General features: G+C 50.8%; 26 protein-coding genes. 11 read left to right on the top strand and 15 right to left on the bottom strand.

The window, feature by feature from the left end:
* The first annotated feature begins 45 nt into the window (after positions 1-45).
* From lpxP to DA718_RS16835, 3 genes are all read left to right on the top strand, one after another.
* Complete coding sequence (gene lpxP / locus DA718_RS16845; RefSeq protein ID WP_112216630.1) at positions 46-960, top strand: kdo(2)-lipid IV(A) palmitoleoyltransferase; 915 nt, start codon at positions 46-48, stop codon at positions 958-960.
* A gap of 90 nt (positions 961-1,050) precedes the next feature.
* Positions 1,051-1,689, top strand: a complete 639-nt coding sequence (gene leuE / locus DA718_RS16840; protein ID WP_110273603.1) for a leucine efflux protein LeuE — start codon at positions 1,051-1,053, stop codon at positions 1,687-1,689.
* A gap of 127 nt (positions 1,690-1,816) precedes the next feature.
* Positions 1,817-2,080 carry a DUF2534 family protein gene (locus DA718_RS16835; protein ID WP_110273602.1) on the top strand — a complete coding sequence of 88 codons (264 nt, stop codon included), beginning with the start codon at positions 1,817-1,819 and terminating at the stop codon, positions 2,078-2,080.
* Positions 2,081-2,135: 55 nt separating this feature from the next.
* Here DA718_RS16835 and DA718_RS31055 read toward each other — a convergent pair whose 3' ends face one another.
* The 3 genes from DA718_RS31055 to DA718_RS16820 are packed head-to-tail and all read right to left on the bottom strand — an operon-like array spanning position 2,136 to position 3,385.
* Positions 2,136-2,189, bottom strand: a complete 54-nt coding sequence (locus DA718_RS31055) for a hypothetical protein (protein ID WP_407657800.1) — start codon at positions 2,187-2,189, stop codon at positions 2,136-2,138.
* A gap of 20 nt (positions 2,190-2,209) precedes the next feature.
* Entirely contained in the window at positions 2,210-2,311 is a 102-nt protein-coding gene (locus DA718_RS16825) for a YoaK family small membrane protein (RefSeq protein ID WP_004101234.1), read from the bottom strand.
* Positions 2,312-2,371: 60 nt separating this feature from the next.
* On the bottom strand, positions 2,372-3,385 hold the full coding sequence (locus DA718_RS16820) for a GGDEF domain-containing protein (RefSeq protein ID WP_112216629.1): 1,014 nt from the start codon (positions 3,383-3,385) through the stop codon (positions 2,372-2,374).
* 301 nt (positions 3,386-3,686) lie between these two features.
* Between DA718_RS16820 and DA718_RS16815 the strand changes: the two genes are divergently transcribed.
* Positions 3,687-3,926: a putative hemolysin gene (locus tag DA718_RS16815; protein WP_110273661.1), complete on the top strand. Its 240-nt coding sequence runs from the start codon at positions 3,687-3,689 to the stop codon at positions 3,924-3,926.
* 3 nt (positions 3,927-3,929) lie between these two features.
* Here DA718_RS16815 and DA718_RS16810 read toward each other — a convergent pair whose 3' ends face one another.
* Positions 3,930-4,277: a DUF488 domain-containing protein gene (locus tag DA718_RS16810; protein ID WP_112216628.1), complete on the bottom strand. Its 348-nt coding sequence runs from the start codon at positions 4,275-4,277 to the stop codon at positions 3,930-3,932.
* Positions 4,264-4,773: a 2-thiouracil desulfurase family protein gene (locus tag DA718_RS16805; RefSeq protein ID WP_112216627.1), complete on the bottom strand. Its 510-nt coding sequence runs from the start codon at positions 4,771-4,773 to the stop codon at positions 4,264-4,266. The genes DA718_RS16810 and DA718_RS16805 overlap by 14 nt, the downstream gene beginning before the upstream one ends.
* A 162-nt stretch (positions 4,774-4,935) precedes the next feature.
* On the opposite strand from DA718_RS16805, the gene DA718_RS16800 reads away from it, so the two are divergent.
* Positions 4,936-5,640 carry a CTP synthase C-terminal region-related (seleno)protein gene (locus DA718_RS16800; RefSeq protein WP_112216626.1) on the top strand — a complete coding sequence of 235 codons (705 nt, stop codon included), beginning with the start codon at positions 4,936-4,938 and terminating at the stop codon, positions 5,638-5,640.
* 40 nt (positions 5,641-5,680) lie between these two features.
* Here DA718_RS16800 and DA718_RS16795 read toward each other — a convergent pair whose 3' ends face one another.
* Positions 5,681-6,865 (bottom strand): CynX/NimT family MFS transporter, encoded by a 1,185-nt coding sequence (locus DA718_RS16795; RefSeq protein WP_112216625.1) that lies wholly within the window; start codon positions 6,863-6,865, stop codon positions 5,681-5,683.
* A 100-nt stretch (positions 6,866-6,965) separates the two neighbouring features.
* Here DA718_RS16795 and DA718_RS16790 point away from each other — a divergent pair, with 100 nt between their 5' ends.
* A complete protein-coding gene (locus DA718_RS16790) occupies positions 6,966-7,757 on the top strand; it encodes an AraC family transcriptional regulator (RefSeq protein WP_112216624.1) in 792 nt (263 codons plus the stop codon).
* Here DA718_RS16790 and DA718_RS16785 read toward each other — a convergent pair.
* From DA718_RS16785 to dgcJ, 5 genes are all read right to left on the bottom strand, one after another.
* Positions 7,741-8,187 carry a DUF441 domain-containing protein gene (locus tag DA718_RS16785; RefSeq protein ID WP_110273595.1) on the bottom strand — a complete coding sequence of 149 codons (447 nt, stop codon included), beginning with the start codon at positions 8,185-8,187 and terminating at the stop codon, positions 7,741-7,743. The genes DA718_RS16790 and DA718_RS16785 overlap by 17 nt on opposite strands.
* Positions 8,188-8,303: 116 nt before the next feature.
* Complete coding sequence (locus DA718_RS16780) at positions 8,304-10,340, bottom strand: glycoside hydrolase family 31 protein (RefSeq protein WP_112216623.1); 2,037 nt, start codon at positions 10,338-10,340, stop codon at positions 8,304-8,306.
* Positions 10,341-10,347: 7 nt separating this feature from the next.
* Positions 10,348-11,691, bottom strand: a complete 1,344-nt coding sequence (locus DA718_RS16775) for a glycoside-pentoside-hexuronide (GPH):cation symporter (RefSeq protein WP_112216622.1) — start codon at positions 11,689-11,691, stop codon at positions 10,348-10,350.
* A gap of 202 nt (positions 11,692-11,893) precedes the next feature.
* Positions 11,894-12,394, bottom strand: coding sequence for a YbaK/prolyl-tRNA synthetase associated domain-containing protein (locus DA718_RS16770; RefSeq protein WP_112216621.1), 501 nt, complete (start codon positions 12,392-12,394; stop codon positions 11,894-11,896).
* A 33-nt stretch (positions 12,395-12,427) separates the two neighbouring features.
* Positions 12,428-13,924, bottom strand: coding sequence for a diguanylate cyclase DgcJ (dgcJ, locus tag DA718_RS16765; protein WP_112216620.1), 1,497 nt, complete (start codon positions 13,922-13,924; stop codon positions 12,428-12,430).
* Positions 13,925-14,267: 343 nt separating this feature from the next.
* Here dgcJ and DA718_RS16760 point away from each other — a divergent pair, with 343 nt between their 5' ends.
* The gene (locus DA718_RS16760; RefSeq protein WP_112216661.1) at positions 14,268-15,437 is read left to right on the top strand and encodes a glycosyltransferase family 9 protein; all 1,170 of its coding nucleotides are present in this window, start codon (positions 14,268-14,270) and stop codon (positions 15,435-15,437) included.
* A gap of 218 nt (positions 15,438-15,655) precedes the next feature.
* Here DA718_RS16760 and DA718_RS16755 read toward each other — a convergent pair whose 3' ends face one another.
* Entirely contained in the window at positions 15,656-16,810 is a 1,155-nt protein-coding gene (locus tag DA718_RS16755) for a phage integrase Arm DNA-binding domain-containing protein (protein WP_112216619.1), read from the bottom strand.
* On the bottom strand, positions 16,785-16,988 hold the full coding sequence (locus DA718_RS16750; protein WP_376767744.1) for a hypothetical protein: 204 nt from the start codon (positions 16,986-16,988) through the stop codon (positions 16,785-16,787). Before DA718_RS16750 ends, DA718_RS16755 begins: the two co-directional genes overlap by 26 nt.
* 1,131 nt (positions 16,989-18,119) lie before the next feature.
* Between DA718_RS16750 and umuD the strand changes: the two genes are divergently transcribed.
* The 3 genes from umuD to DA718_RS30590 all read left to right on the top strand — a co-directional run bounded on the left by umuD (position 18,120) and on the right by DA718_RS30590 (position 20,695).
* Complete coding sequence (gene umuD, locus DA718_RS16740) at positions 18,120-18,542, top strand: translesion error-prone DNA polymerase V autoproteolytic subunit (protein ID WP_112216618.1); 423 nt, start codon at positions 18,120-18,122, stop codon at positions 18,540-18,542.
* Positions 18,542-19,813 (top strand): translesion error-prone DNA polymerase V subunit UmuC, encoded by a 1,272-nt coding sequence (gene umuC / locus DA718_RS16735; RefSeq protein WP_112216617.1) that lies wholly within the window; start codon positions 18,542-18,544, stop codon positions 19,811-19,813. Before umuD ends, umuC begins: the two co-directional genes overlap by 1 nt.
* A gap of 75 nt (positions 19,814-19,888) precedes the next feature.
* Positions 19,889-20,695 (top strand): hypothetical protein, encoded by an 807-nt coding sequence (locus DA718_RS30590; protein ID WP_185930847.1) that lies wholly within the window; start codon positions 19,889-19,891, stop codon positions 20,693-20,695.
* A 21-nt stretch (positions 20,696-20,716) separates the two neighbouring features.
* On the opposite strand, the gene DA718_RS16725 is transcribed toward DA718_RS30590, so the two are convergent.
* Positions 20,717-21,913, bottom strand: coding sequence for a phage tail protein (locus DA718_RS16725; protein WP_112216616.1), 1,197 nt, complete (start codon positions 21,911-21,913; stop codon positions 20,717-20,719).
* Positions 21,906-22,235 (bottom strand): baseplate protein, encoded by a 330-nt coding sequence (locus tag DA718_RS16720; RefSeq protein ID WP_112216615.1) that lies wholly within the window; start codon positions 22,233-22,235, stop codon positions 21,906-21,908. Before DA718_RS16720 ends, DA718_RS16725 begins: the two co-directional genes overlap by 8 nt.
* 104 nt (positions 22,236-22,339) lie before the next feature.
* On the opposite strand from DA718_RS16720, the gene DA718_RS16715 reads away from it, so the two are divergent.
* A complete protein-coding gene (locus tag DA718_RS16715) occupies positions 22,340-22,969 on the top strand; it encodes a hypothetical protein (protein WP_227015946.1) in 630 nt (209 codons plus the stop codon).
* Positions 22,970-23,021 lie beyond the last annotated feature (52 nt).

Here is a 23,021-nt window from a genome sequence, read left to right as displayed (position 1 = left end):
TTTCCTTAAGCGTTACCTCATGTTTGAATGTTTACAGGAAAAACCATGTCTTGCGCTTTTAATAAAAGTCTCCTCCATCCCCGTAATTGGGGGACCTGGTTTGGCCTTGCCATACTCTGGCTCATCGTTCAATTACCCTATCCTGTTTTACATGCCATCGGTACCAGCGCTGGCCGGGCATCGCGACGTTTTCTAAAACGCCGTGAACGTATCGCCCGACGTAACCTCGAACTCTGTTTTCTGGATATGTCGCCAGCGGAGCGAGACAAGCTTATTGAGCAAAACTTCATGTCGCTAGGAATGGGGCTTATCGAGACCGGCATGGCATGGTTCTGGAGCGATGAGCGAGTGAGAAAATGGTTTGACGTTGAAGGCCTGGATAACCTCAACAACGCGATGAGTGCGGGAAAAGGGGTGATGGCTGTCGGCGTGCACTTTATGTCCCTTGAATTAGGTGGTCGCACTATGGGGCTGTGTCGCCCGATGATGGCAACTTATCGCCCACATAACAGTCCGCTGATGGAGTGGGTGCAGACTCGCGGCCGTTTACGTTCCAACAAAGCGATGATCGACCGCCGCAATTTGTCCGGTCTGGTCCATGCATTGAAATCTGGCGAGGCCGTTTGGTTCGCCCCGGATCAGGATTACGGCCCAAAGGGAAGCGTATTTGCTCCATTCTTCTCTGTGGAGCACGCGGCAACGACCAACGGTACCTACGTGCTATCTCGTCTGTCTGGTGCGAAAATGCTGACTATCAGCATGGTACGCAAGCCTGGCCGCAAAGGTTACCGCCTCTATATCAGTGATGTGATGAGCGATTATCCTGGCGAAGATAAACAGGATGCAGCTAGCTATATCAACAAAGTTATTGAGAAAGAGATCCTGCGTGCGCCAGAGCAGTATTTGTGGGTTCACCGCCGCTTTAAAACCCGTCCGCAGGGCGAAACTTCGCTATATTAAGACATCCGCACTCACAGCGCTTTCAAAATGGTCTCCGTTGCGTTAACGTGCGCGGGATCATATTTTTTGTTGTAAGCGAAGGAGTGCGTTGTGTTCGCTGAGTTTGGTGTTTTGAATTACCTGACCTATCTGGTTGGGGCTATCTTTATTATCCTGGTGCCCGGCCCAAATACCTTTTTTGTCCTCAAGACTGGCGTCGCTCACGGCGTTAAAAAGGGCTATCTGGCGGCTGCTGGCGTGTTTATTGGCGATGCGGTACTGATGTTTCTCGCTTTTGCGGGCGTTGCGACGCTTATCAAAACCACGCCGGTACTGTTCAATATTGTCCGTTACCTGGGGGCGATTTATCTACTGTGGATGGGCGGCAAGATGCTCTACGCGGTGTTAACCCAGCGCGATGGTCATTCTGCGTCTGATTCCGAACCAGGGAGCGCGATTCTTAAGCGTTCGCTGACTCTCAGCCTGACGAATCCGAAAGCCATTCTGTTTTATGTCTCTTTTTTCGTGCAGTTTATCGACGTTAATGCCAAAACCCCAGGCCTTGCGTTCTTTATTCTGGCGCTGACTCTGGAAATCATTAGCTTCTGCTACATGAGCTTCCTGATCGTCTCCGGCTCTTTTGTTACGCGCTATGTCAAAACGAAAAAGAAACTGGCGAAAATCGGCAACAGCCTTATTGGCTTAGTCTTTGTCGGTTTCGCTGCCCGTCTGGCAACCCTGCAGTCATAGTCATCAGGCCGGTACGTGCGACCGGTCCGATAGCGACCATCACTGTTTCGTAACAAAACCACTTCAATTCTTATTGCATTGATGTTACATATACAGCCGATTATCGCTCAGAAAAAAGGGAACCCGGATGATTCTGCAGAAACTCACCAGCAACAAAAACAGCAAGAAGTTTTTCCTGTCGATAGGGGCGGTGTTTGCCATCGCGCTTTTCGTGGTTGGTCGTGCGACCTTTGGGGGCGTGGTGAGCGAGTATAATATGCCGTACTCAGAGTGGACGACGTCAATGTTCTTCCTGCAAGGGGCGATGGTCACGGTTTATAGCATTGTGTTCACGCTGCTGTTCTCTATTCCGCTGGGTTTCCTGTTTTTGGGTTCCGATCGTCAGGACTAGCGTAATGCAATAAGGCGAACCGAAGTTCGCCTTATTCAGCGTTTTGCCACCCGCCTTACCACCAGCCGAATTGCGTACCCGCTACAGCCACAATGGCAATGATAAGCATAATAATGGTGCTTTTTTTCATTATGCCCCGCCCGGTGCCGCATAACCGCCGACAAAAAACCAGCCCAGAAAAACAACGGCGACGATAAATATAGCCACCGGAAATAGAATACCCAGTCTCATTGTTTTGTCCCTGTAGGTGCGAAATATGCCTGACATCATACGGGATATTCACACGTTGTATTAGTCTATATGAAAGAAAGTCCCCTGGCGGCGTGACTTCTTATCCTGATACATCGCATCGTCGGCGGCACGTAGCGCCTGTTCGACGTCCATCGTCTGAGGGTTGACGTCAATAACGCCAAAACTGGCGCCGGGGTAGTGAATACGGTTCCCGGCAAGAAAATAGGTCCCCGTTAACTCATGGCGTAACGCGGCGATGTACTCTAGCTGTTCTGCTAATTCAAGGCCCGGGCCGACAATTAAAAATTCATCTCCACCAAGGCGACCGACAATATCGCCGCTACGTACACGGGCATTGAGACGTTCGCCAATCTGAATGAGAAAACTGTCGCCACACGGGTGACCGAATCGATCGTTTATCGCTTTAAAATCATCAAGGTCGATAAAAATCATCAGTACATTGCGCTGCTGCTCACATGCACGTGGGAATTGAGCTGAAAGGTGCTTAAACAGCGAACGACGGTTGGGCAAACCGGTCAATTCATCGGTATAAGAGTGCATTTCAAGCGCGACGTTAGCCGTACGCAACTGCTGCACCAGCGTCTCTTTCTCAACGTAATGGGAGATGAGTTTGGCAAACAGGTTCATGACCTGTTCGCCCTCAAGGTTATAGGGCTGTCTTTCGCGGCTGGTTGCACACAGCGTGCCGAACAGCGAGCCATCGGTCAGGTGCACCGGAATGCTGAAGAAGGTGGCGATCCCCAAATCCTGCGCCGCAATGCACGAACGCCAGCGCTCGGCCACGTCGTTGCTGAACAGGCAGCGATCGTCCAGCGCACGCTTGCACAGCGAGTCGTTCCACGGGACGGAAAATCCTTCAGGAATCTGCATTTCGCTGCTGTTGTGCGCATACATAATCAGCTGTCGCTGCGCTTCAAAGTCGATACGCGTCAGGTAGGTGGATTCCATTCGAGTGACAAGCTCCAGCATCTCAAGTAACTGCCGTACCAATGCTTCCAGAGAGTGTTCATTGGCGAGAGTTTGTGAGACGCGGGCAAGAATAAAGTCGGACATGAATGATACGGCTCCCGAACGCTAATCGTGACTACCAGCAAATTATGCTAAAAACGACCATCAGCGCAGAGTAAACAGAGATACATAAAATTTAACACATCTGTTGGGAGAATACCTGTATCGGCACCAGGAAAAAAAGCCCCGTCGGGGGCGACGGGGAAAAACTCATTGATTATGGAATGATCTGTTCTCTGGTCAGTTCGAGAACAGGGGCTACTCTACGAGGTAAAAGTGTAGTTAAAATGGAGAAACCGTGGAGATTCAGGACGAAAAGGTCGTCCTGAACAACGAAGGAGTAAAAATGAAGTGGATGACTATCATGCTGCCTCTGGCGCTCGCCGGATGCGCTCAGCCTCAACAGACTCAGCCCACGCATCCGGTGGGCATGGCTAACCCGGCGTCGGTTTACTGCGAACAGCTGGGAGGCACTCAGGTGCCTGTACAAAGCCCGCAGGGCGTGCGCACGGACTGTAAGCTGCCGGGTGGCGAAACGATTGACGAATGGGACCTCTGGCGTCGCGATCATCCGGCTAAGTCGTAGCGCTTATTCCAGCGCTTCCAGCCAGGCGGCAAGCACCTGAGCATGATTTTGTCGGGTGTTTTTCGCCCCATAGAGTAGCGTCAGCGGCTGCTGACGGCCCAGCGCCGCGAGGCGCGCGCCTTCATCGCGGTGGTCATCCAGCTCCTGACGATAGAGCTGACTGAAGTGAGCAAAATCGATAGTTTCGTTGTGGAAAGCCTTGCGTAAATCAGTCGACGGGGTCAGCGTTTTACACCACTCATCGTAGTTCAGCGCCTCTTTTTTAATACCACGTGGCCACAGACGATCAACCAGTACGCGATAGCCATCGCTCTCTTCTTGTGGGTCATAAACGCGTTTACATTGAATCATCGTCACTCTCCCTTTGTTCCATCCAGTTGAGCAGTTGCGGGATCTGCCCGTCGGAAAATACCGTAATGCCGTGTTCGCGAAGCAGCGCTGCAGCAACGCCAGAGCCAGGTTTGCGCTGCCCGTTGAAGGTACCATCATAGATAAACTGGCTACCGCAGGTTGGACTGCCATCGGTCAACAATGCGGCGGCACAGCCTTCTTCTAGCGCTGCTTTCAGCGCCAGCCAGGCGGCCAGTTGATAGTGCGCAGTAACATCCTGACCATTACTTTCAACGATTTGCGCACGGTTTTGCATTACATCAGCGCCCTGAGCATTGAGGATTTCTGCCGGGAGTCGGGGGACTGGCAAACCGGCTGCCAGCTCCGGGCAGTGGATGACCAGCCGTCCCTCTTGCTGCCAGCGCGATAGCGCGTCGGCCAGCTGCGCCTTGTTGCTGCCGTTATAGCGAACCTGAAAGCCCATCAGACAGGCGCTGACCAGAATTTTGCTCTTCATCTCGTATCCGTAGCCATTCCTTTGCTTTATACCATACCGCCTGTCAGGCAAAATTGCGCGGAACCTGGCGTGTAAAAAATAAGGATTGTGTTCCGCCGCCGGGATCGCTAACCTGAGGCTCCTTGTGTTGCCTGATAATCGCTCTGACATAAGGATCCTGCTATGACCTCCTCGACCTCCTCCCCCTTGCGTATTGCCCTGGTTGGTGACTACAACCCTGATGTAATTGCCCATAAAGCGATTCCGCTGGCGATTGATGATGCCGCTGCCGTACTGGAGCTTCCGTTGCGCTACGACTGGCTGGCAACCAGCGAGATAAGCTCCGCCGACGATCTGGCCGACTACGATGCTATCTGGGTCGTTCCCGCCAGTCCTTATAAAAATGCCGAAGGCGCGTTTATCGCCATTCGCCACGCGCGTGAAAACAGCATTCCGTTCCTTGGCACCTGTGGTGGGTTCCAGCACGCGATTATTGAGTACGCACGTAACGTCATGGGCTGGCAGGACGCCGCGCACGCGGAAACCGATACTGAAGGCCGAATGGTGATTGCGCCGCTAAGCTGCTCGCTAGTGGAAAAGTCGGACAATATTGAACTGCGCGCCAATACGCTTATTGCTCGCGCCTATGGCCGTGACAGCATTGAAGAGGGTTATCACTGTAGCTACGGGATTGCTGAAGATTTTGCCCGTGAACTGGAGCAGGGCGATCTACGGGTGACGGGCTGGGATGATGACGGCGAGATTCGAGCCGTGGAGCTGGTGACGCATCCGTTCTTTGTCGCCACGCTATTCCAGCACGAGCGCAATGCACTGGAAGGGCGGCCTGCACCGCTGGTTCACGCGTTTTTACGCGCAGCAAGCCAGTAATTAAGCGCCCGGCAGCGAAGGTTGCCGGGCATTGATAGCGTTAGCTGTTGATCTCCCGATCGCGACCGGCCAGCGCGCCGCACACTGCCATGGCAATAGAAATCAGCGCTACGGCGATCAGCGGAATATGCCAGTCGCCGTTGGCATCATGAATTTTCCCCATCACCGGCGGTCCGCAGGCAGCCAGCAGATAACCCACCGCCTGCGCCATCCCCGATAGCGCGGCGGCCTGGTGCGCTGAACTGGCCCGCAGGCCGATAAAGGTCAGCCCCAGAATCATGGTTGCGCCAGAGCCGAAGCCGAAGATAAGCGTCCACAGCACTGCCTGACCAGGTAAAAACCATAATCCGAGCGCGCTGACGGCGCACATCAGGGCGACCAGAACAGCAATACCACGCTGATCTTTCAGCCGATGAAGTATTAACGGGATCGCCAGCCCCGGCGCGGCGGTTGCCAGTTGAAGTAGCCCGTGCAGGGAGCCTGCCTGCGCTTCGCTGTAACCAATGCTTTGTAAAATAGCGGGTAGCCAGCCGATAATCACGTAATAGACCAGCGAGTTAATCCCGAGAAACAGTGTAACCTGCCAGGCCAGCGCCGAGCGCCAGATCCCGCGGTTATGGATCGCGCCTGAGCCCGTCAGCGGCGCGGTAGCCTGCCTGCGAGACTGCGGTAGCCAGACAAACAGCGCCAGTAGCGGAAAAACCATTAACATCAGCAGCGCACCGCGCCAGCCCAATCCGGCAAGCGCCAGCGGAACCACCATGGCCGAACCCAGCGCCGCTGCACCGCCCATCGTCAGAGAGTAAGCGCCAGTCATTTTGGCAACATGCTGCGAGAAATCGCGCTTGATTAACCCCGGCAGCAGAACGTTTCCCAGGGCAATACCACAGCCGATAATTGCGGTACCGATAAACAGTAGCGCGACGGAGGGTAGGGAGCGCAGACCAATACCCAGGCAAATCAGGATCATTGCCAGAAGCAGGCTGCGTTCAATGCCGAAGCGACGTGCGATGCCCGCAGCCAGCGGCGAGACCAGGCCAAATGCCAGCAGCGGCAGGGTGGTTAGCAGACCGGTTTGCGCGGTAGTGAGACCATATTCGCTGCGAATGGCATCCAGCAGCGGCGCGGCGCCGGTAAAGGCCACGCGTAAAGTGGTGGCTATCAGCAGAATACCGGCAATCAATAACAGATTGCGTTGACCGGCAGAAGGTGAAACAGAATTCATGGCTATCTCAAACAAGAATACGAGGCGTTTACAATAGCCTGTTTGCCGCCTGTTTAAATCAAGCTAAAATGACAGATTATCGCTAAAATCGGACAATCTTATGATCGGACTCGGTCTGGATGGCTACGACCCGGACAGCGGGCATGAGGCGGCGCTGGCTTTTCGTATTCAGGTAGTCGCGAACGAGCAGTACATTCCGCGCCATCAGCACCGCAAAGGGCAACTGATCCTGGCACTGCACGGGGCACTGACCTGCGAGGTGGAAAATGCCATGTTGATGGTGCCGCCGCAGTATGCGGTGTGGGTCCCTGGGCAGATACCCCATAGCAACCGGGCGACGCCGGGAGCGCAGATCTGCTTTTTGTTTATTGAACCCGGTGCGGCCCCGATGCCGAATTTCTGCTGTACGTTAAAGATTTCACCGCTGGTGCGCGAGCTTATTTTGACCATGGCCCAGCGCGGCAGGGCAGAATTGGAATCAGCGGCGATGCACCGCCTGGTGCAGGTGCTGTTTGATGAACTACCCCAGCAGCCGCAGGAACATCTGCAACTGCCGGTATCCGGACATCCGAAAATTCGCCAAATGGCGGAGGTCATGGCCGATGATCCCGCTCGTTGGCAAACGCTGGCGCAGTGGGCGGCGGAGTTCGCCATGAGCGAGCGTAATCTGGCGCGGCTGGTGGTGCGCGAAACGGGCCTGAGCTTTCGCCGCTGGCGGCATCAGCTGCAGCTGATCCTCGCTCTGCAAATGTTGATCCGCGGGCAAAGCGTTCAGCAGACAGCGCAGAGTCTGGGTTATGACTCCACCACCGCGTTTATCACCATGTTTAAAAAAGGGCTGGGCCAAACGCCGGGACGCTATCTCGCCAGCCTGACTACGACTTCCCTATAAACAGCGAAATGATCCCGGCGGCGATTAACGGACCTACCGGTACCCCGCGGAAGAGAGCAACGCCGAGTACGGTGCCGACCAGCAGCCCGGCCACCAGCTGTGGCTGCGAGCCCATCAACGCCACGCCGCGCCCGCCGAGCCATGAGACACCGACGCCGACTGCAATCGCTAGCAGTGATTTCCAGTTAACGAACGAATGGAGCAGCGTTGAGGGCGGAAGAGTACCGCTGGCGATAGGCGCCATCACGCCGATAGTCAGGATGATAATCCCGATGGTCAGCCCCTGCTTTTCAATCCACGGGAAGAAAGTATTAAGCGGGGTGACGCGGACGATAATTAAAACCAGTATTGAAATCGCAACGGTCGTGTTATGGCTAATAAAGCCGAGCGCCGCCAGGCCCAGCAGAATTAACAGGGTGGTGTCGAGCATGTGCAGAGGTCCTTGCCAAAATACAAAAAAAGAGAAGCCCGTTTACTCTACGCATAATTGCGTGAGTAAACAGGCTTTTTTTAGCGCATGCTCGCTATTTCAGGCATCTGCCTGATTTATTTTACCAGCAGCGAAACCAGCGGGCTGCCTTCACGAATAAACAACGGAATAGTCTCCAGCTCGGCAGGAACCGAAATACACTGCCCGCCCTGATAGCGCTCGCCCTGTAAATCGACCCATTGATGTTCACCAGGCAACCAGACCTCGCGCTGACGCTGGCCTGCGTGCATGACCGGAGCGACCAGCAAATCCTGGCCAAACAGGTATTGGTCTTCGACCTGCCAGCTTTGCGCATCGTCGGGATAGTGCCAGAAGAGCGGGCGCATGAGCGGGTCGCCGTGGCGATGTGCATTGGCGTACAGCTCATCAATATAGGGACGTAACGTCTCGCGAACGCCCAGCCAGCGTTGCATGATGGCGAAATTATCCTCTCCATAGCTCCACAGCTCATTTGGCGAACCGCTGTCGCATTGAGGAATGCCGTGGCGATAGCTTTCCGGCGGCTGGATCCGCGGTTCGCGATAGCCGTGCATGCGCAGAACCGGGCAGAATACCGCCCACTGGAACCAGCGGATCAATAGTTCGTGAAATGCCGGATCGTGGATATTGCCGCCCTGGAAACCACCGATATCGGTGGTCCACCATGGAATGCCCGCCAGCCCCATGTTGAGCCCGGCAGCCAATTGATTGCGAAACGAATGGAAGGAGGAGTGAACGTCGCCGGACCACGCCAGCACACCGTAGCGCTGGCTGCCTGCCCAGCTGCAGCGCACCAGATTGACAATCTCTTCTTCACCTTGCGCACGCAGGCCATCGTAGAAGCCCTGGGCGAAATCACGCGGATAGCGGTTGCCCACTTCCAGCACCGGTCCGGCGTGATAGCGATAGTTATCGAAGTCATAGGCGCGATACTCCGGCTCGGCTTCATCCAGCCAGAACAGCTTGATCCCGTAGTCAAAATAGTTTTTCTTTACCGTATCCCAGACAAACTGCCGTGCCTGAGGATGGGTGGCGTCAAAGAAGGTGGTATTGCCCATAAAATCCAGGTTGACCTGTACGCCGCGATCGCTGGTCACCAGCCAGCCTTTAGCTTTCATCTGCGGGAACAGCGGGCTGCGGGCTTCAACGGTTGGCCAGACTGAAACCATCAGCTTGATGCCCATTGATTCGAGCTCTTCTACCATCGCCTTCGGATCCGGCCAGTCGGTAGGGTCGAAACACCAGGTTCCCTGATTCGGCCAGTGGAAGAAATCGATAACCATCACCGAGAGCGGAAGGTTGCGGCGGCGGTATTCGCGAGCCACCTCCAGTACCTCCTGCTGGGTACGATAGCGCAATTTACATTGCCACAGGCCGCTAATGAATTCCGGAGCGGCGGGCGGCGTACCGGTGGCTTTAGCGTACTGGCGGGTTATCTCCATTACGCTGTCGCCGGCGGTTATCCAGTAGTCCATCTCCTGAGTGACGCGGGCGGTCCATTGGCTGTGGTTTTTGGCAAAGCTGGCTTCGCCAATCGCTGGATTGTTCCACAGCAGGCCGTAGCCGAGGCTGGATTGCACAAACGGCACGCTGGCCTGTGAGTTACGTTGCGCCAGCTCAAGAGAACAACCCTTCAGATCCAGCCACGGCTGCTGGTACTGGCCCATGCCGTACAGTCTCTCTTCATGGCGGGCTTCGAAACGAACCGTTAGCTGATATTTGCCCCCTGGAAGTGGTTTAAATTCGCGGCCGTCCAGTTTCAGGGCGCTGACGTATTTGTCCTGGCTCTTTTCGCTGGCGCCGATACCAACGGTGGAACGTTGCCGCCACATCTCTTCGAGTAGCAGCTCGCCGCGCTGATTATAAAATGCTAGCTGGCCCTTGAGGTTCAACACCGCGCTGATATTGCCGTTACGCAGGGTCAGCGTTTCCGCATCCCGGGAGATTTCAGCCTTGCATGATTCTGGCGTCAGTAGCGCCTGAAGCTCCGAATTAAACTCTGGCGCGCAGGTGGCGCGTACCCGCAGGCTGTTTTCGCCCCAGGGCTCAAGGCGTAAAATCTGCCGTTCAAAGCGCCATTCGATGGCGTTAGCGTGCTGTATTAATTCGCTCATGGTGAGATCATCCTTTCACAAGAGATTGCGTTTTAGCCAAATTGATTTCCTGCATGGTCTGGTCATCAAGCTTGTACCAGCGCAGCGTGGCGAAGGCCGCCAGCGAGAGTAGGCCGGGAACAACGGTAAACAGGGCGACGATGCAGTTCATTGCAAGTGATGTTTGTTCTGGCGCGTTGGCGACGTAGCCGCTAAAGCCCAAGGTCCAGCCGACGATAGCGCCGCTGAGGGCCATTCCCAACTTGAGGACCGCGAGGAAGGTGGAGAATATGACGCCATCCATACGTTTACCCTGTCGCCATTCACCGTAGTCGGCGACATCGGCCATCATTACCCACATCAGCGTGGTGGTGGCCTGATAAAGCGTGGAGATAATAAACGTCAGCGGGACCAGCACGAAAACGGATTTCGGTGCGAAGAATAGAGCGATGCTCAGCACCCCCGCCAGCACAGCGCAGTAGCCGAACATTTGAACTTTGTTGAAATTACGGGTCAGTCGTTTGGCCAGCAAGCTACCTGCGGCCTTGCCAAGAATATGCGCGCCTAGCATCCACATAAAGTAGCTGGCGCTGCCGAGGTAGTAGGTGACGAAGTACATCATCGCCCCGAGACGGATTACGCCAAAGCCAATGTTGGTCATCACCAGCACCGCGACGACTCGCCATTGATCGTTGCGCAGGAGATCGCGCAGTTCAGACAGATAGTTGTTATGGGTAGCGGGCGCTTTAATACGTTCACGGGTGTTGGCAAAACAGATCCAGAACATAATCACCGCTGCGCTGGCCATAATCGCCATCGCCCAGCGATAGCCCGCCAGTTTATCCGCGCCGCCGAGGTACTCCGCCAGCGGCATCATGAAAAACGTCGACATCGCGCCGCCGAGCGTGGCAAGGAAGAAGCGCCAGGATTGCAGGGAGATACGTTCGTCATTATCGGGGGTGATCACCGCCCCCATCGAGCAGTAGGGAATATTGATGGCGGTATACATCAGCATCATGAAGGTGTAGCTGACGCTGGCGAAAATCATTTTGCCGGTCATATCCAGAGATTGCGGTACGGCGTAAGTCAGGAGGCAGCTCAGGCCAAATGGCAGGGCTAACCACAGCATCCACGGGCGGAATTTCCCCCAGCGCGAGCGAGTGCGGTCAGCCATATAGCCCATTGCCGGGTCGATGATGGCATCGGCGGTACGGGCGAGCAGAAACATCGTGCCGACAAAGGCTGCCGGGAGGCCCACCACATCGGTATAGTAAAACGTCAGAAATATAATCACGTTATCCAGGCCGATATGGCTGGCCATATCTCCAAGGCCATAGCTGATTTTTTCTTTACGGGTAACTTTAGTCGTCATTGATGTCACCTGGTGTCGTTAAGGTACGGTTTCAGTAATCACGAGCTATAGTGTGGTTGAAGCTGGAGAGTTAACAATTGCGGGATTTGGTATCAGAATTACGTAAAGTGCTTTTCGTGATACCGGTAACAAAGAATGCAAAATAAAATGCAACGCTATCGTAAATAACTCAGATAACGTTGCAATAGAAGCGAGGGAGGGGTCAGACCTCGCGGCGAAAGACCACCAGCTCGGGTTGGGCGATACGTAAATAATCAGCGGTGTTGAGGATAATCGATTTGTCGAGCTGCCCGGCGTTGAAGGCGATTTCCGGGAAACGCTCAAATAGCAGCGGGTCGGCGACCAGACGCAGCGATGGGTGGAAACTGAAAGGTGGAATCGCGCCAAACACACAGGCGGTGAGGGTATCGACCTCTACGGGGCTGGCCAGTGAGGCTTTGCTGCCACCGATATGTTCGGCCAGGCGCGCTAAATCGGCCTGTTGATCGGCGGCAAGAATCGCCAGTACGTGTTGATTCACCCCATGACCTTTGACTTTACATACCAGCGCTTTTGCACCCTGACCCAGGGCCGTACCGCGGATCTCAGAAACCGCTTCACATTTCCCGACAGCTTCATGCTCAACAACCCGGTAACGAGCATCGGATCGGTTAAGCAACTCGAGCAACTGCTGGTGGGTGCTCTGTATTACAGGCGCATTCATGTCAGTCTATCCTTGCGGGTTAAAGTATCCAGTTTAACCTTCTCGTGCCGGAAGTGGATGTTTTTTCTGTTTTTTATTTTCGTACAGCCGGGCATCGGCGATGTTCATCACGTCCACCAGGTTATTTCCCGGCGCCATGCTGCAGGCTCCCCAAGAGAAATTAACGCGTTTATTGATATCAACCGTCGTCAGGTGTTGGCGGATGCGCTCGGGAATATCCTGAGCATCTTCATTGGCGTAATCGATCAGAATCAGGAAGAACTCGTCTCCGCCCAGGCGAATACCGTAATCGCTTTTACGTATGGACGACGATATGGCCTGTGCGAGCATAACAATAGCCCGGTCGCCTTCGTTATGCCCCCAGGTATCATTAATGTATTTCAGTCGGTCGCAGTCGAGCGCCATGAACACGATGTTCACGCCCTGTTCCGTTAGCTTTTGCAGGCGGGACTCAAGGATCGGGGAGAGGATTTTACGGTTGAAAAGACCGGTTAATGAATCGCTGATGTTTTCTTTGAAAACATCGGTATACAAACGGAAGTGCATCTGTACAAGATGCAGTAGTACGCCGGTAGATATCAGGTAAAACAGGAACAGCTTCCAGGAGCTAAGCAGGAAATACATCACGTCCAGCGACAGCGCGATCTGCATATTTTCTGCAACCTGATTGTTGTAGTGTGCATAGCCGAAAATATGCGTTTGGCTGCGATGAACGATGATTTCGGTTGTTGAATCCGAGTCCGTTAAGGTGACGTCCAGATAGCGCCAGACTAAGGGACGGTCGGCGGTATAGAGGAGTTTCCCGAGATCTTTGCGGGTAACATCAACCATGACGACCCCTTTAAGTCGCTCCTGATGATAGACCGGCGTTAAAAAAGATAAAATATTCTGTCCGGTCAAGGCGTCAGCGTAGATGCTGGAAATCAGCGTGCGTCCACGCAGTAAATTGTTAAAACTGGTTTGGGTTATACCTAGTTTACTGTCATGAAGAAAATTCCAGTTATCTACCGGGCTACTGTTTATCTCAAGCGGCGAATAAAAATATGCATATTTATTTTTTAAATCAATGTAATAACGAAAGCGTTGGTCTGATTTGGCAGCGCCCGTTCTCAGCGCAGAGATGGGCCTGTTCTGGATAATCGCTGCGTCAAATGCCTGTAGTGCAGGGAGGTCATTAACCCACGGCTGACATGAAGATTGAGTGGTACTGAGCGTACCGTGAAGCAGAGGAAACGAGCGTCCGGCAATATTTAGTCCACTGACTTCTCCGTTGGTTTGTACGCCGTCGCAAGCTTGTTTTGCTATTTCCACAGAGGGAGACGTATCCAGTTTGCGCGAGAACTGGGAGATAATAAGCTGATTCTGATATTTATCGTACAAAAATGCGGCTTCGCCTTTTTCGACGATATATCGCATATATTCCGACATGTCCCGATGGCTGGCGACTAATTCATACACCAGAAATGAAGAGGTCAGAACAACCACGCCCGCAGAAATAAAATGGCGGAGTAATTTATTCTTTAATTTCATGATGATAGTTCCGCCAAAGTCATTGCGCTGATTTTACCATGCCCAGACCGGGTATGTCATTCAAACGGCTTACCTCCGGTGCGCAAATATTGACCGATGATGGGGGTTAGTAGTTGCTTAAGTATAAGGCAGCTATGCAAATTGGGTTACTCGATGAAATCCATGCTAATTCCACAATTTACTCATTTTATCTTCAATCAGTTATGCTGGAATGACAAAAAGTATTACTATTCTTCCTGCGCCATAGACATAAGAATTTTTTTTATCAAGCGAACTTTTCTTATTTTTATTAGTCCTTAGCAAGATCAGGAGAAGTACTGTTGATAGTGGTTACGAGGTTATGATGATGGAAAACACAGCGGTGCAGGTATCCCCCAGAAAGTTCAAAAAAATAAGAGAGCTGAACAGGCGCCGTAATTACTTTGTAAAGAAAGTACGCAATGTCTTGCGGGTTCATATCGCCAAAGCATTTTGGGATAATCGCAAACGCCATGATGTCGACTTGTCATCGGCTAAAACGGTCCTGATGATGCGTAATGAAGGGGCGATAGGCGATGTGATTGTGGATTCGGCGCTGGTTAAATGCCTCCATGAGTCGGGGATGACCGTTGATTTCCTGCTGACAAAGTCAAACAGTCAGGTTATGCGGCACAACCCGTACATCCGTCGCATCTATGAAGCTGAAAATGTCGATTCCGCGGATTACCTGCGTAAATTCAAACACAATGTTCCTCAATCCGTAATTAATGAGCTTGCGAATAATAAGTACGATATTATTATTGATCCCTCGCTGTTTGATATCCCAGTACACAGAATGCTGCTGCTACGACAAATAAAAGCTAAGTCAGTGCTGGGGTTTAATAAGTGGGCGTCGATTAACCACTACACCAAGTCCTTTGATTTTGACTGCGAAAACTGGCACGTCAGCAAGACATTTGCACTTATTGCCGATCACCTGAAGCTGGATAAAAAGCATCTGGAGTCCTATGACCTGCATATTCCGCAGGATATCTATCAGCAAGTTCGCGAGTATCTGGCTGGTTTGGATGGGCGTAAGGTGGTGATTAATATTTTTGCCGGGCATCAGGACCGCAGTTTGTCGCAGGAACAACTCGCGTTAATCATTGAAAAATTACGCTCAGATTATCCTGATATAAACATTGTCTTGCTCGATCATCGCAATGAGATCCGTATTCCTTTGCCCGAAAAGGTGAGGGTGAATCCGTTTAAAACGCTGCACCATACTATGGCGCTGATTGCACAAGCTGATTTAGTTATCTCACCGGATACTTCCGTTGTGCATATGGCGGCGGCATGGAAAAAACCGCTGATCGCCATCTATAAAGATGTGCGCATGAACAATCGGCTTTGGGCTCCGGGTTATGACAACGCGCGGCAGATCATTGTCCAGTGCGGTAAGGTGCATCAGAAGCAGAACCTCGCCAGCCTGATTATGGCTGAGATTGATTCTGACTTGCTGCCACTGACGCCGGAGTGTGAACAGGTTGGCTAAGTGAGGGTGGAAACAGCCAGCAACAACGCGTCGCTGGCTGTTTTGGATAGACTAACCGTCGGATTTTGACGTCTGCTTGTGGAGCAGAATGCTAAAAAATATTTCATTGAAATATAAGGTGTTTTTTGTTTCCCCAAAATATCCCCAATATCTTTCCCCAAAACGCTACGTGAAAAATAGAAGACCAGCAGGGTAATACCTCACCATTTTTCACGTAGCTACACCTGAAGCTTTTTCCACTCCAGCCCTCGATCATCCGCATACTCTTCGCTCATCGCGTCAGTTTTATGACCCAGCAAGGTTTTAACGTTTAAGCCTTGCTCTTTGTAGAGACGAGATGCCAGTGAACGTTGTTCATGAAACGAAGGCGGGGTGTGACCCTCAGGCCACTTAATCCCTGATTGATCCCTTGCAATGGTGAAATACCGCGATATGGAGTTCACAGGGATTTTGCTTCCTGGCTTCGCCGTCGCATGCAGAACTGAGTGATGAACAAGGTACTTGCTAACGAATCGATCCCGGCACTTTGCGATCACTTCTTCAAGCGTCATACCGATGGCATCACATCTAAGGGAAAGTGGTAAGGCAATTTTGGACCCCGTCTTGTTTTGTGTGATATGCAGGAACCCATCCCACACATCGGAAAACTTGAAATCAACGATGTCACCCAATCGCTGGCCAGTAATTAAAGCCAGAAGCATGGCGTTCTGCGCAGCTGGCTGCATATCCTCAACGTGTTTAAAAATGGTTTTCCATTCTGCTAAGGTCAATCGTTTTCTCCTTACCTTCACTACAGGATTCTTCGCAGCAAGAGCGGGGTTATAACCAGGAGGAACCTCACCTGCATGTTGAGCCTCTTTAAAAACATCAACCAGAACCGACCTTACCTGTTGCCCCATTCTTTGCTTACCTGCATTTTTATATTCATCAATGATGGTAGCGATAATCCTGGTATCCACATCTGCTATTCGCAGATTCGGTGTTCTTTTAGATAAAACATTCGAGCAAAGACGCCTATTTTTTAATGTGGATAGTTTGATCTCGTTGTTTTCCATCCTCTCCTGTTGAATTTCCTTATACTTTTTAATCCAGTCGCTAACTCTCATTCCCGGAGCTTTCTTGGCGTTAGCTTTAATGGCGTTAGCTTTAATGGCCATATCGACAAGAGCGTATGATTGCTTTGCTTCCTGTTCCGAAATGAGGCGATTCATCTCAGTTGCAGCAGCCTTCGCTGCATCTTCATCGGTTCCAAACCCTACAAAAACACCTGATGTGGGATGCCTGTACTGCCAGTAGATACGGGATGTTCTCTTATCTAACTTGCAGTATAAGTTTGGAATATTAATGTTATGTTTTCTGGGTCGAGCTGCCATAGAAGGCCTTCTCCACTAACTGGCGGGCTTTATCTGACAGAGATGTAGAAATATCAACATCACCCACCATGCCAATAAAACGAGCATCTTCATCAATCACCCAGCGGCGACCTTGTTTGATTGCAGCCGGGTAGGTTTGTTTGGTTTTAGCTATTTTGTTCAGCGTTGCCTTGCTCACTGGATATTTAAAACCATTTGGCCCTGATAGCCTCGCTAATAGGCAGGTGGAAACCGTAACTCGCCCGGTTAAGATAAGCCTGAATGGTAACAAGTCTGTGAGCCATCAATTTTTATAGGCTTTATGACAGTCATGCTGGTCCTTGATGTCGATGTTAACTATATGTTGCATACAAAAAAGTAAACAGCATCGGGTCAGCTGCTTTTATTACACAAGCTGGTGCCTAAAGGCACCGCGAGATTTTTTCTTCCAATGAAGAAATCAGCACACGATCAAATTTTCATTTTTTTTCTGATTTATTGACATCTACTCCAGGCCTTACACGGCTTGGACTTAGATACTATTACCTTTCCGCGACCTGTATATAACCTCAAAATCAACTCTTGTACTCAAAAGAATCCTAATTAGAATGAATCTTAGTCAGAGACTGTAAGTGCAGAGCATATGAAAAAGCCCAGCTGGTGGGCTGGGCTCTTCGGTTCTGGCTTCAGATTGGTGGTCATGAGGCCAGGAGAGAAACTATCTTTGTCAGACTCAAAAATGATAAAGCCCTAATTGCTTCTTTGCAATCTAACGTTGCAATTTTGAATTGAATTAACGTAGTTAGCGTTGACATCCAAATAATTAACGTTCTAATTATCATTAAGTTATTTGCTGTTAATTTCGAAAAATTTTTTTGAATGTTGCTTTGAAAAAGCCCTCGCAGTGAAAACAGGTGGTGCTGTTCGCTGTGTCTAACCGGAGAGAAACTATCTTTGTCAGATAACCGTCGTCAGAGGCAGAAGTACAAGACGGCGACGGGTTTTCCTCTCCACACACTCTTGTTTCAACTCTATCAAAGAGGTATGTGGATATGATGAATTTACTTCATTTTATGCAGTGTGCGACGACCCTGATTGAGGCTGTATCTACCCTCATCCAGATGATTCAAACACTATTCCATATGATGCCGCCGATACTTTAGCGAGCGTATATGTGTTTAAAGCCGGGGATTCCTCGGCTTTTTCTCCCAATATTTCAACAGTTTTGAGTTAAGGGTGACGCTTTCAAGCAACATCGCGCTATGTACTTTTTCTAACATAAATTATACTGGTTATATATGCAGTGTTTATGTGTTTGGATGTATCGCCTATGTTCCTGATTCCAGTTCAAAACCCCGAAAAACTTCCGCTGCCGCTTTATCTGGAGCAATGTGCTGCAGGTTTTCCTTCGCCAGCTCAAGATTACGTGTCCAGCGAATTAGATCTCAACGAATACTGCGCCCGTCACCCAGCAGCAACCTATTACGTACGCGCTCAAGGGAACAGCATGAACGATGCAGGAATGCGGGATGGCGATTTGCTGGCTGTCGATCGCGCGGTACAGCCTGAGCATGGCGATATCGTCATCGCAGAGATAGATGGTGGATTCACCGTTAAGCAGCTGATGGTTCGTCCGCAACTGAGCCTGCAGCCCATGAATAGTGCTTATTCCCCCATATACCCCAATCCTGATGAGCTCGCTATTTTTGGAGTAGTGACCCATTGGGTGCATCGTACGCGGGGGAACATCTAATGTTTGGGCTCGCAGACGTAAATAGTTTTTATGCTTCATGCGAAAAAGTTTTTCGCCCGGACCTACGTACAAAGCCGATCGTCGTTCTGAGTAATAACGATGGCTGCGTGATCGCCTGGAGCAAAGAGGCGAAAAAATTAGGTATACCCATGGGACTGCCGTGGTTCAAGCTGCGCGAGCAGAAGTTTTCCGAGCCGGTGATTGCCTTTTCCAGCAATTACGAGCTTTATGCAAGTTTAAGTTCTCGTGTCATGAGTTGTCTTGAGGAGATGTCGCCACGGGTAGAACAGTATTCTATTGATGAGATGTTTTTGGATGTTCGTGGCATTGATGGCTGCATGACATTTGAACATTTCGGCCACCAGCTGCGTGAGCATGTTTACCGTTCCACCGGCCTGACGATCGGCGTTGGTATGGGACCGACGAAGACCCTGGCTAAGGCCGCGCAATGGGCCGGTAAAGAATGGCCACAGTTCGGCGGTGTGCTGGAGCTCACAGCAGGCAATCGCAATCGCATTGATAAGATGCTCTCGCTCATGCCGGTTGAAGAGATATGGGGCGTAGGCGGCCGTACAATGAAAAAACTGCATTCACTGGGGATCACAACGGCGCTGGAACTGGCACGTACACATCCGGCATTTATCCGCAAAAACCTTACCGTTGTGCTTGAGCGTACCGTGCGCGAGCTACGTGGTGAGAGCTGTATAAATCTTGAAGAAGCGCCTCCTGCTAAACAGCAGATCGTGTGTAGCCGGAGTTTTGGCGAACGAATCACGTCATATGATGAGATGAGACAGGCTATCTGCCTGTATGCTGAACGCGCAGCTGAGAAGCTACGCCAGGAACGTCAGCATTGCTGCCATATATCGACCTTTATCAAATCCTCACCGTTCGCACTTTATGAGCCGTATTACAGCAAGGTGGCCAGCGAGAAATTGACAATCCCAACACGCGATACACGAGACATTATCGCCGCTGCCGGTCGTGCTCTGGATAAGATCTGGAGGGATGGTCATCGATACGCAAAAGCTGGTGTAATGCTGAATGACTTCACACCCACGAGTGTGAGCCAACTGACACTTTTCGACGACGAACAGCCACATGCTAATAGTGATGCGCTGATGAGCGTCCTGGACATGATTAACAACTCAGGAAAAGGTAAGGTCTGGTTTGCCGGACGCGGTATAGCGCCAGGTTGGACTATGAAACGAGAAATGCTTTCGCCAGCGTATACGACGCGATGGGGAGCGCTGCCTGTTGCATGTATATGAATTTAAATTATTGATTGCAATTATGATAACAAAAAACGAACATACTCCTTTCTGGAAATTTAAAAGGGATTTCTGATGAGTGCAGAAGATAAAACTCAGGATTCAAATTTAAAAAACGATTTAGAAAATGCAATTAAAGATAAACTTTTTAATAAATTATTTGCATATGTATTCATCTCGTTTTTAGTGGTGAATTGGCAAGAAATCCTTATTTTATTTAAATCAAGTGATGATATTTTATACACTTTATCTGTTGTTTGGACCGGGCGCTATATACTCTCAATGGAAATGTTTGATTGGGTGGGGGTTTTCTTGCCAGCGTGGGGTTATCATTTTGGTTTGCCATTTTTTTGGGGAGCTATCGCCTCGGTGGCAATGCCGTGGGCAACACAGTTTATTGTGAGCCTTACTTCAAGAGCTTATGCAAGAATTAGACACATAGATTATGAGGGTGATATCAAAGAAAAGGATAGAATACAAAATCTCAGGATCAAGCTGGCTAATAAAACGGCTTTAGCTTCCAATTTAGAAAGTAAAAATGCAAGATTGACTGAGCAAGCGGAAGCTTTTGAAAAAGCAATAGCGACTCTTAAGCATACAAGAGTAGATCTGTTTTATGGGGTTAAAGCAATTGTAGATATCTATGATGGACTAGGCCAAAAAATTGAAAATCCAAACGATTTCGCTGAGTTGTTAAAATCTGTCGAGAAATCAGATTTCTATAGAGACCAAGCCTTACCTAAAATTTCGCGTCTTATTGATGAATTGAAGATAGCGTATGCTAATTCAGACCCCACCCTTTTTTTTGAGGATGATAATAAAAAGGGGGGGCATGAGGACAAAGACGATAAACCGGATTCAGTGAATTTAAATAATAAGTAATCATATAGCTCAAGGGCATCATTAGGAACCTTTACGCACATAGTTCATGAACATTTTTTCAGCCTGTGCTGGTGGCGTGCCAGCCATGATCAGTGCATCAACGAATGCCTGTTTCTTAAGTGCAAACTGGTCAGCCAATTGCTGTTGTAATGCTTTGTTTTTATCCCTTTCTTTCTGCAATGCCGCTTCTTTTTCGGCGGCGCGTTTCTTCTGCGCGTCGCTTTGTTTTCGGGCTTTACTGAGTTGGTTACGTAGCTTGTCTATCTTCCCGGTATCTTTTGCCAGCTTTGCACCCAATGCCGCCTGCCGCTTTTGATAGAGCGCCCACTCGCGTTGAGCTGCTGTGATATCTGTTTTTGCATTCCGGTTGCGGTTGAACTCCTTCGTATCAGAAGCAGTGAAGTGTTTAGTCGCTCGGCGTTTATCATCACCAAAAGCGATCTGTGTTGCAGCTTTCTGTAACGCGCGGGAGATACTGAGTTGCCAGCTTGCGGATTGTAGGCGTGTCATAGCATGGATAACGTGCTTGCAGGCGACGCCTTTAAGGTTGGGGTTACGTATCTTCGGAAACGCGTATTCCTTCGGTGGTGCCAGCGCGAAATTACCGGCTGTGGCGATATAGCGGTACCAATATTGATGACGACCACAATCACAGTCGAACGACACGCGACCGGCGCACAGCTGCTTCGCAACTTTCAGCGCGGCTTTATCATCCTCTGCGATATCCTCCACCATTCGATCCCACTCTTCCATGCGAACGCGGACCAGGTGATGCTGGTGGGCGGAAATATCAGATGCTTCAACGCTGATATTGATGATGTTGTGCTTCAGAGATGTTGGTACAGCACGCTTAATGCCTGAGCCGTCGTCTACTGTGTTATTTGCGCGTTTTATGTCGATGGCCTGGCTGGAGGCTACCAGCTGCGCATATGTGATACCCGCGGTCTTGCTGTCGAATTTAACACGTGCCTGCCCGCGCTGTTTCTCGAACGATTTCAGGTCATCGGTGGTGAAGAAAGTACCGCCTTTTTTCTTCCCGATCTTCAGAATATCGTCAATGGACTTGTTACGCAGCCTGCCGGGTGTCAGTGTCCTGTGAGCCTGGCGACGCTTACGAGTCTGGTCATTACGTATCAGGTCGAAAACCTTGCTGAACGCCTTGGACGATAGACCGTCGGTGACATAGCGACCAGATTCATTTTTGAGAAACTCAGCCATTAATGATCTCCGGCGTGCCACCAGCATAATCTCTGATTCGGTTACGAATCCAGGCTAAATCTGGCAACGTAAGCGTCGTACCAGCGGGCATTTCTTCTGTTTCTGATTCGTGGCCCACCAGCACCCGGAATGCCCAACGCAGGTCTTCGTTGCCGTAAGCACGAAGCGCGGCAAGGTCTGAACGATAAACCTCGTCGATTTTTATTGTGTACTGGAAGTTATCAGAGAAGCGCGCAGAGACACGCTTAATCATGTCCTGGTGGAGTAGGGCACGCAGTACGTCGTCACTTACGTACCGGTCATCAAGTCTGCTATAGCTCATTTATCCCCCAGAGTGTTTTCTCGTGATTGTGGGGAGATTGTGATTTCCACACGCATAGAAAATGATACCCGGCGGCGGCAGTACGTCACGTAGGCGAGTATGGCGTGATTAATGCTGATGGTTTGATCCGCAAAGTGGATGGCACGCTATTAAACATGCCCGTCACTCAGGGACAACTGGCATATAAACCCTTACTGCCGGGCGAAAACCCGGCTTCGGGAACTGGATTGGCAATAGGGATTCAGTCGGCAAAATTCGCGTTTACCTCCGGCGTTCTGTCACATATCGCCTATCGTTTCAGGACCGAGGATGATCCGGACGGAACTTACTTCACGAAATTCAGGGTATTTTCCGCAACATGGAATGGTTCTGCCTGGGTTGAGGAGCAGATCGCGTATGCCCCGCCAGAGAAGGGAAACACGTCAGCAGCGCTGGCGGCCACGGTTCAGGGAGGAAAGCGGAGGGTCTATTTTTCAGTGGAATATTCGTCTTCCGGAAATGCTGTAGCTATCATTGTCCTGGCGGAAAATGCAGGTTCAGGCTGGGTTTACTCAATACTGGGTAACAGCGCCCCGACACTGCTTCGCCTGGGTACAGCTCCAGGTAATGGCGGGGATGTGCTTTACGTATCGGCACCCTACGATGCCAGGGTATATCGCTATTTCGTTCCAGAGAATTATACGCCTGCGCAGCAGTTCACAAGTTTTGAAGTGCTTCTTTCAACATTACTTTGAAATTGTAAGTTAGAAGTTTTTTGCGGCTGTCATGAAAATTGATAGCCGCACC

Source organism: Klebsiella huaxiensis (assembly GCF_003261575.2).
Lineage (GTDB): Bacteria > Pseudomonadota > Gammaproteobacteria > Enterobacterales > Enterobacteriaceae > Klebsiella > Klebsiella huaxiensis.
The sequence above is the reverse complement of the archived record's forward strand: the minus strand, read 5'-3'. Positions and strand labels throughout refer to the sequence as shown.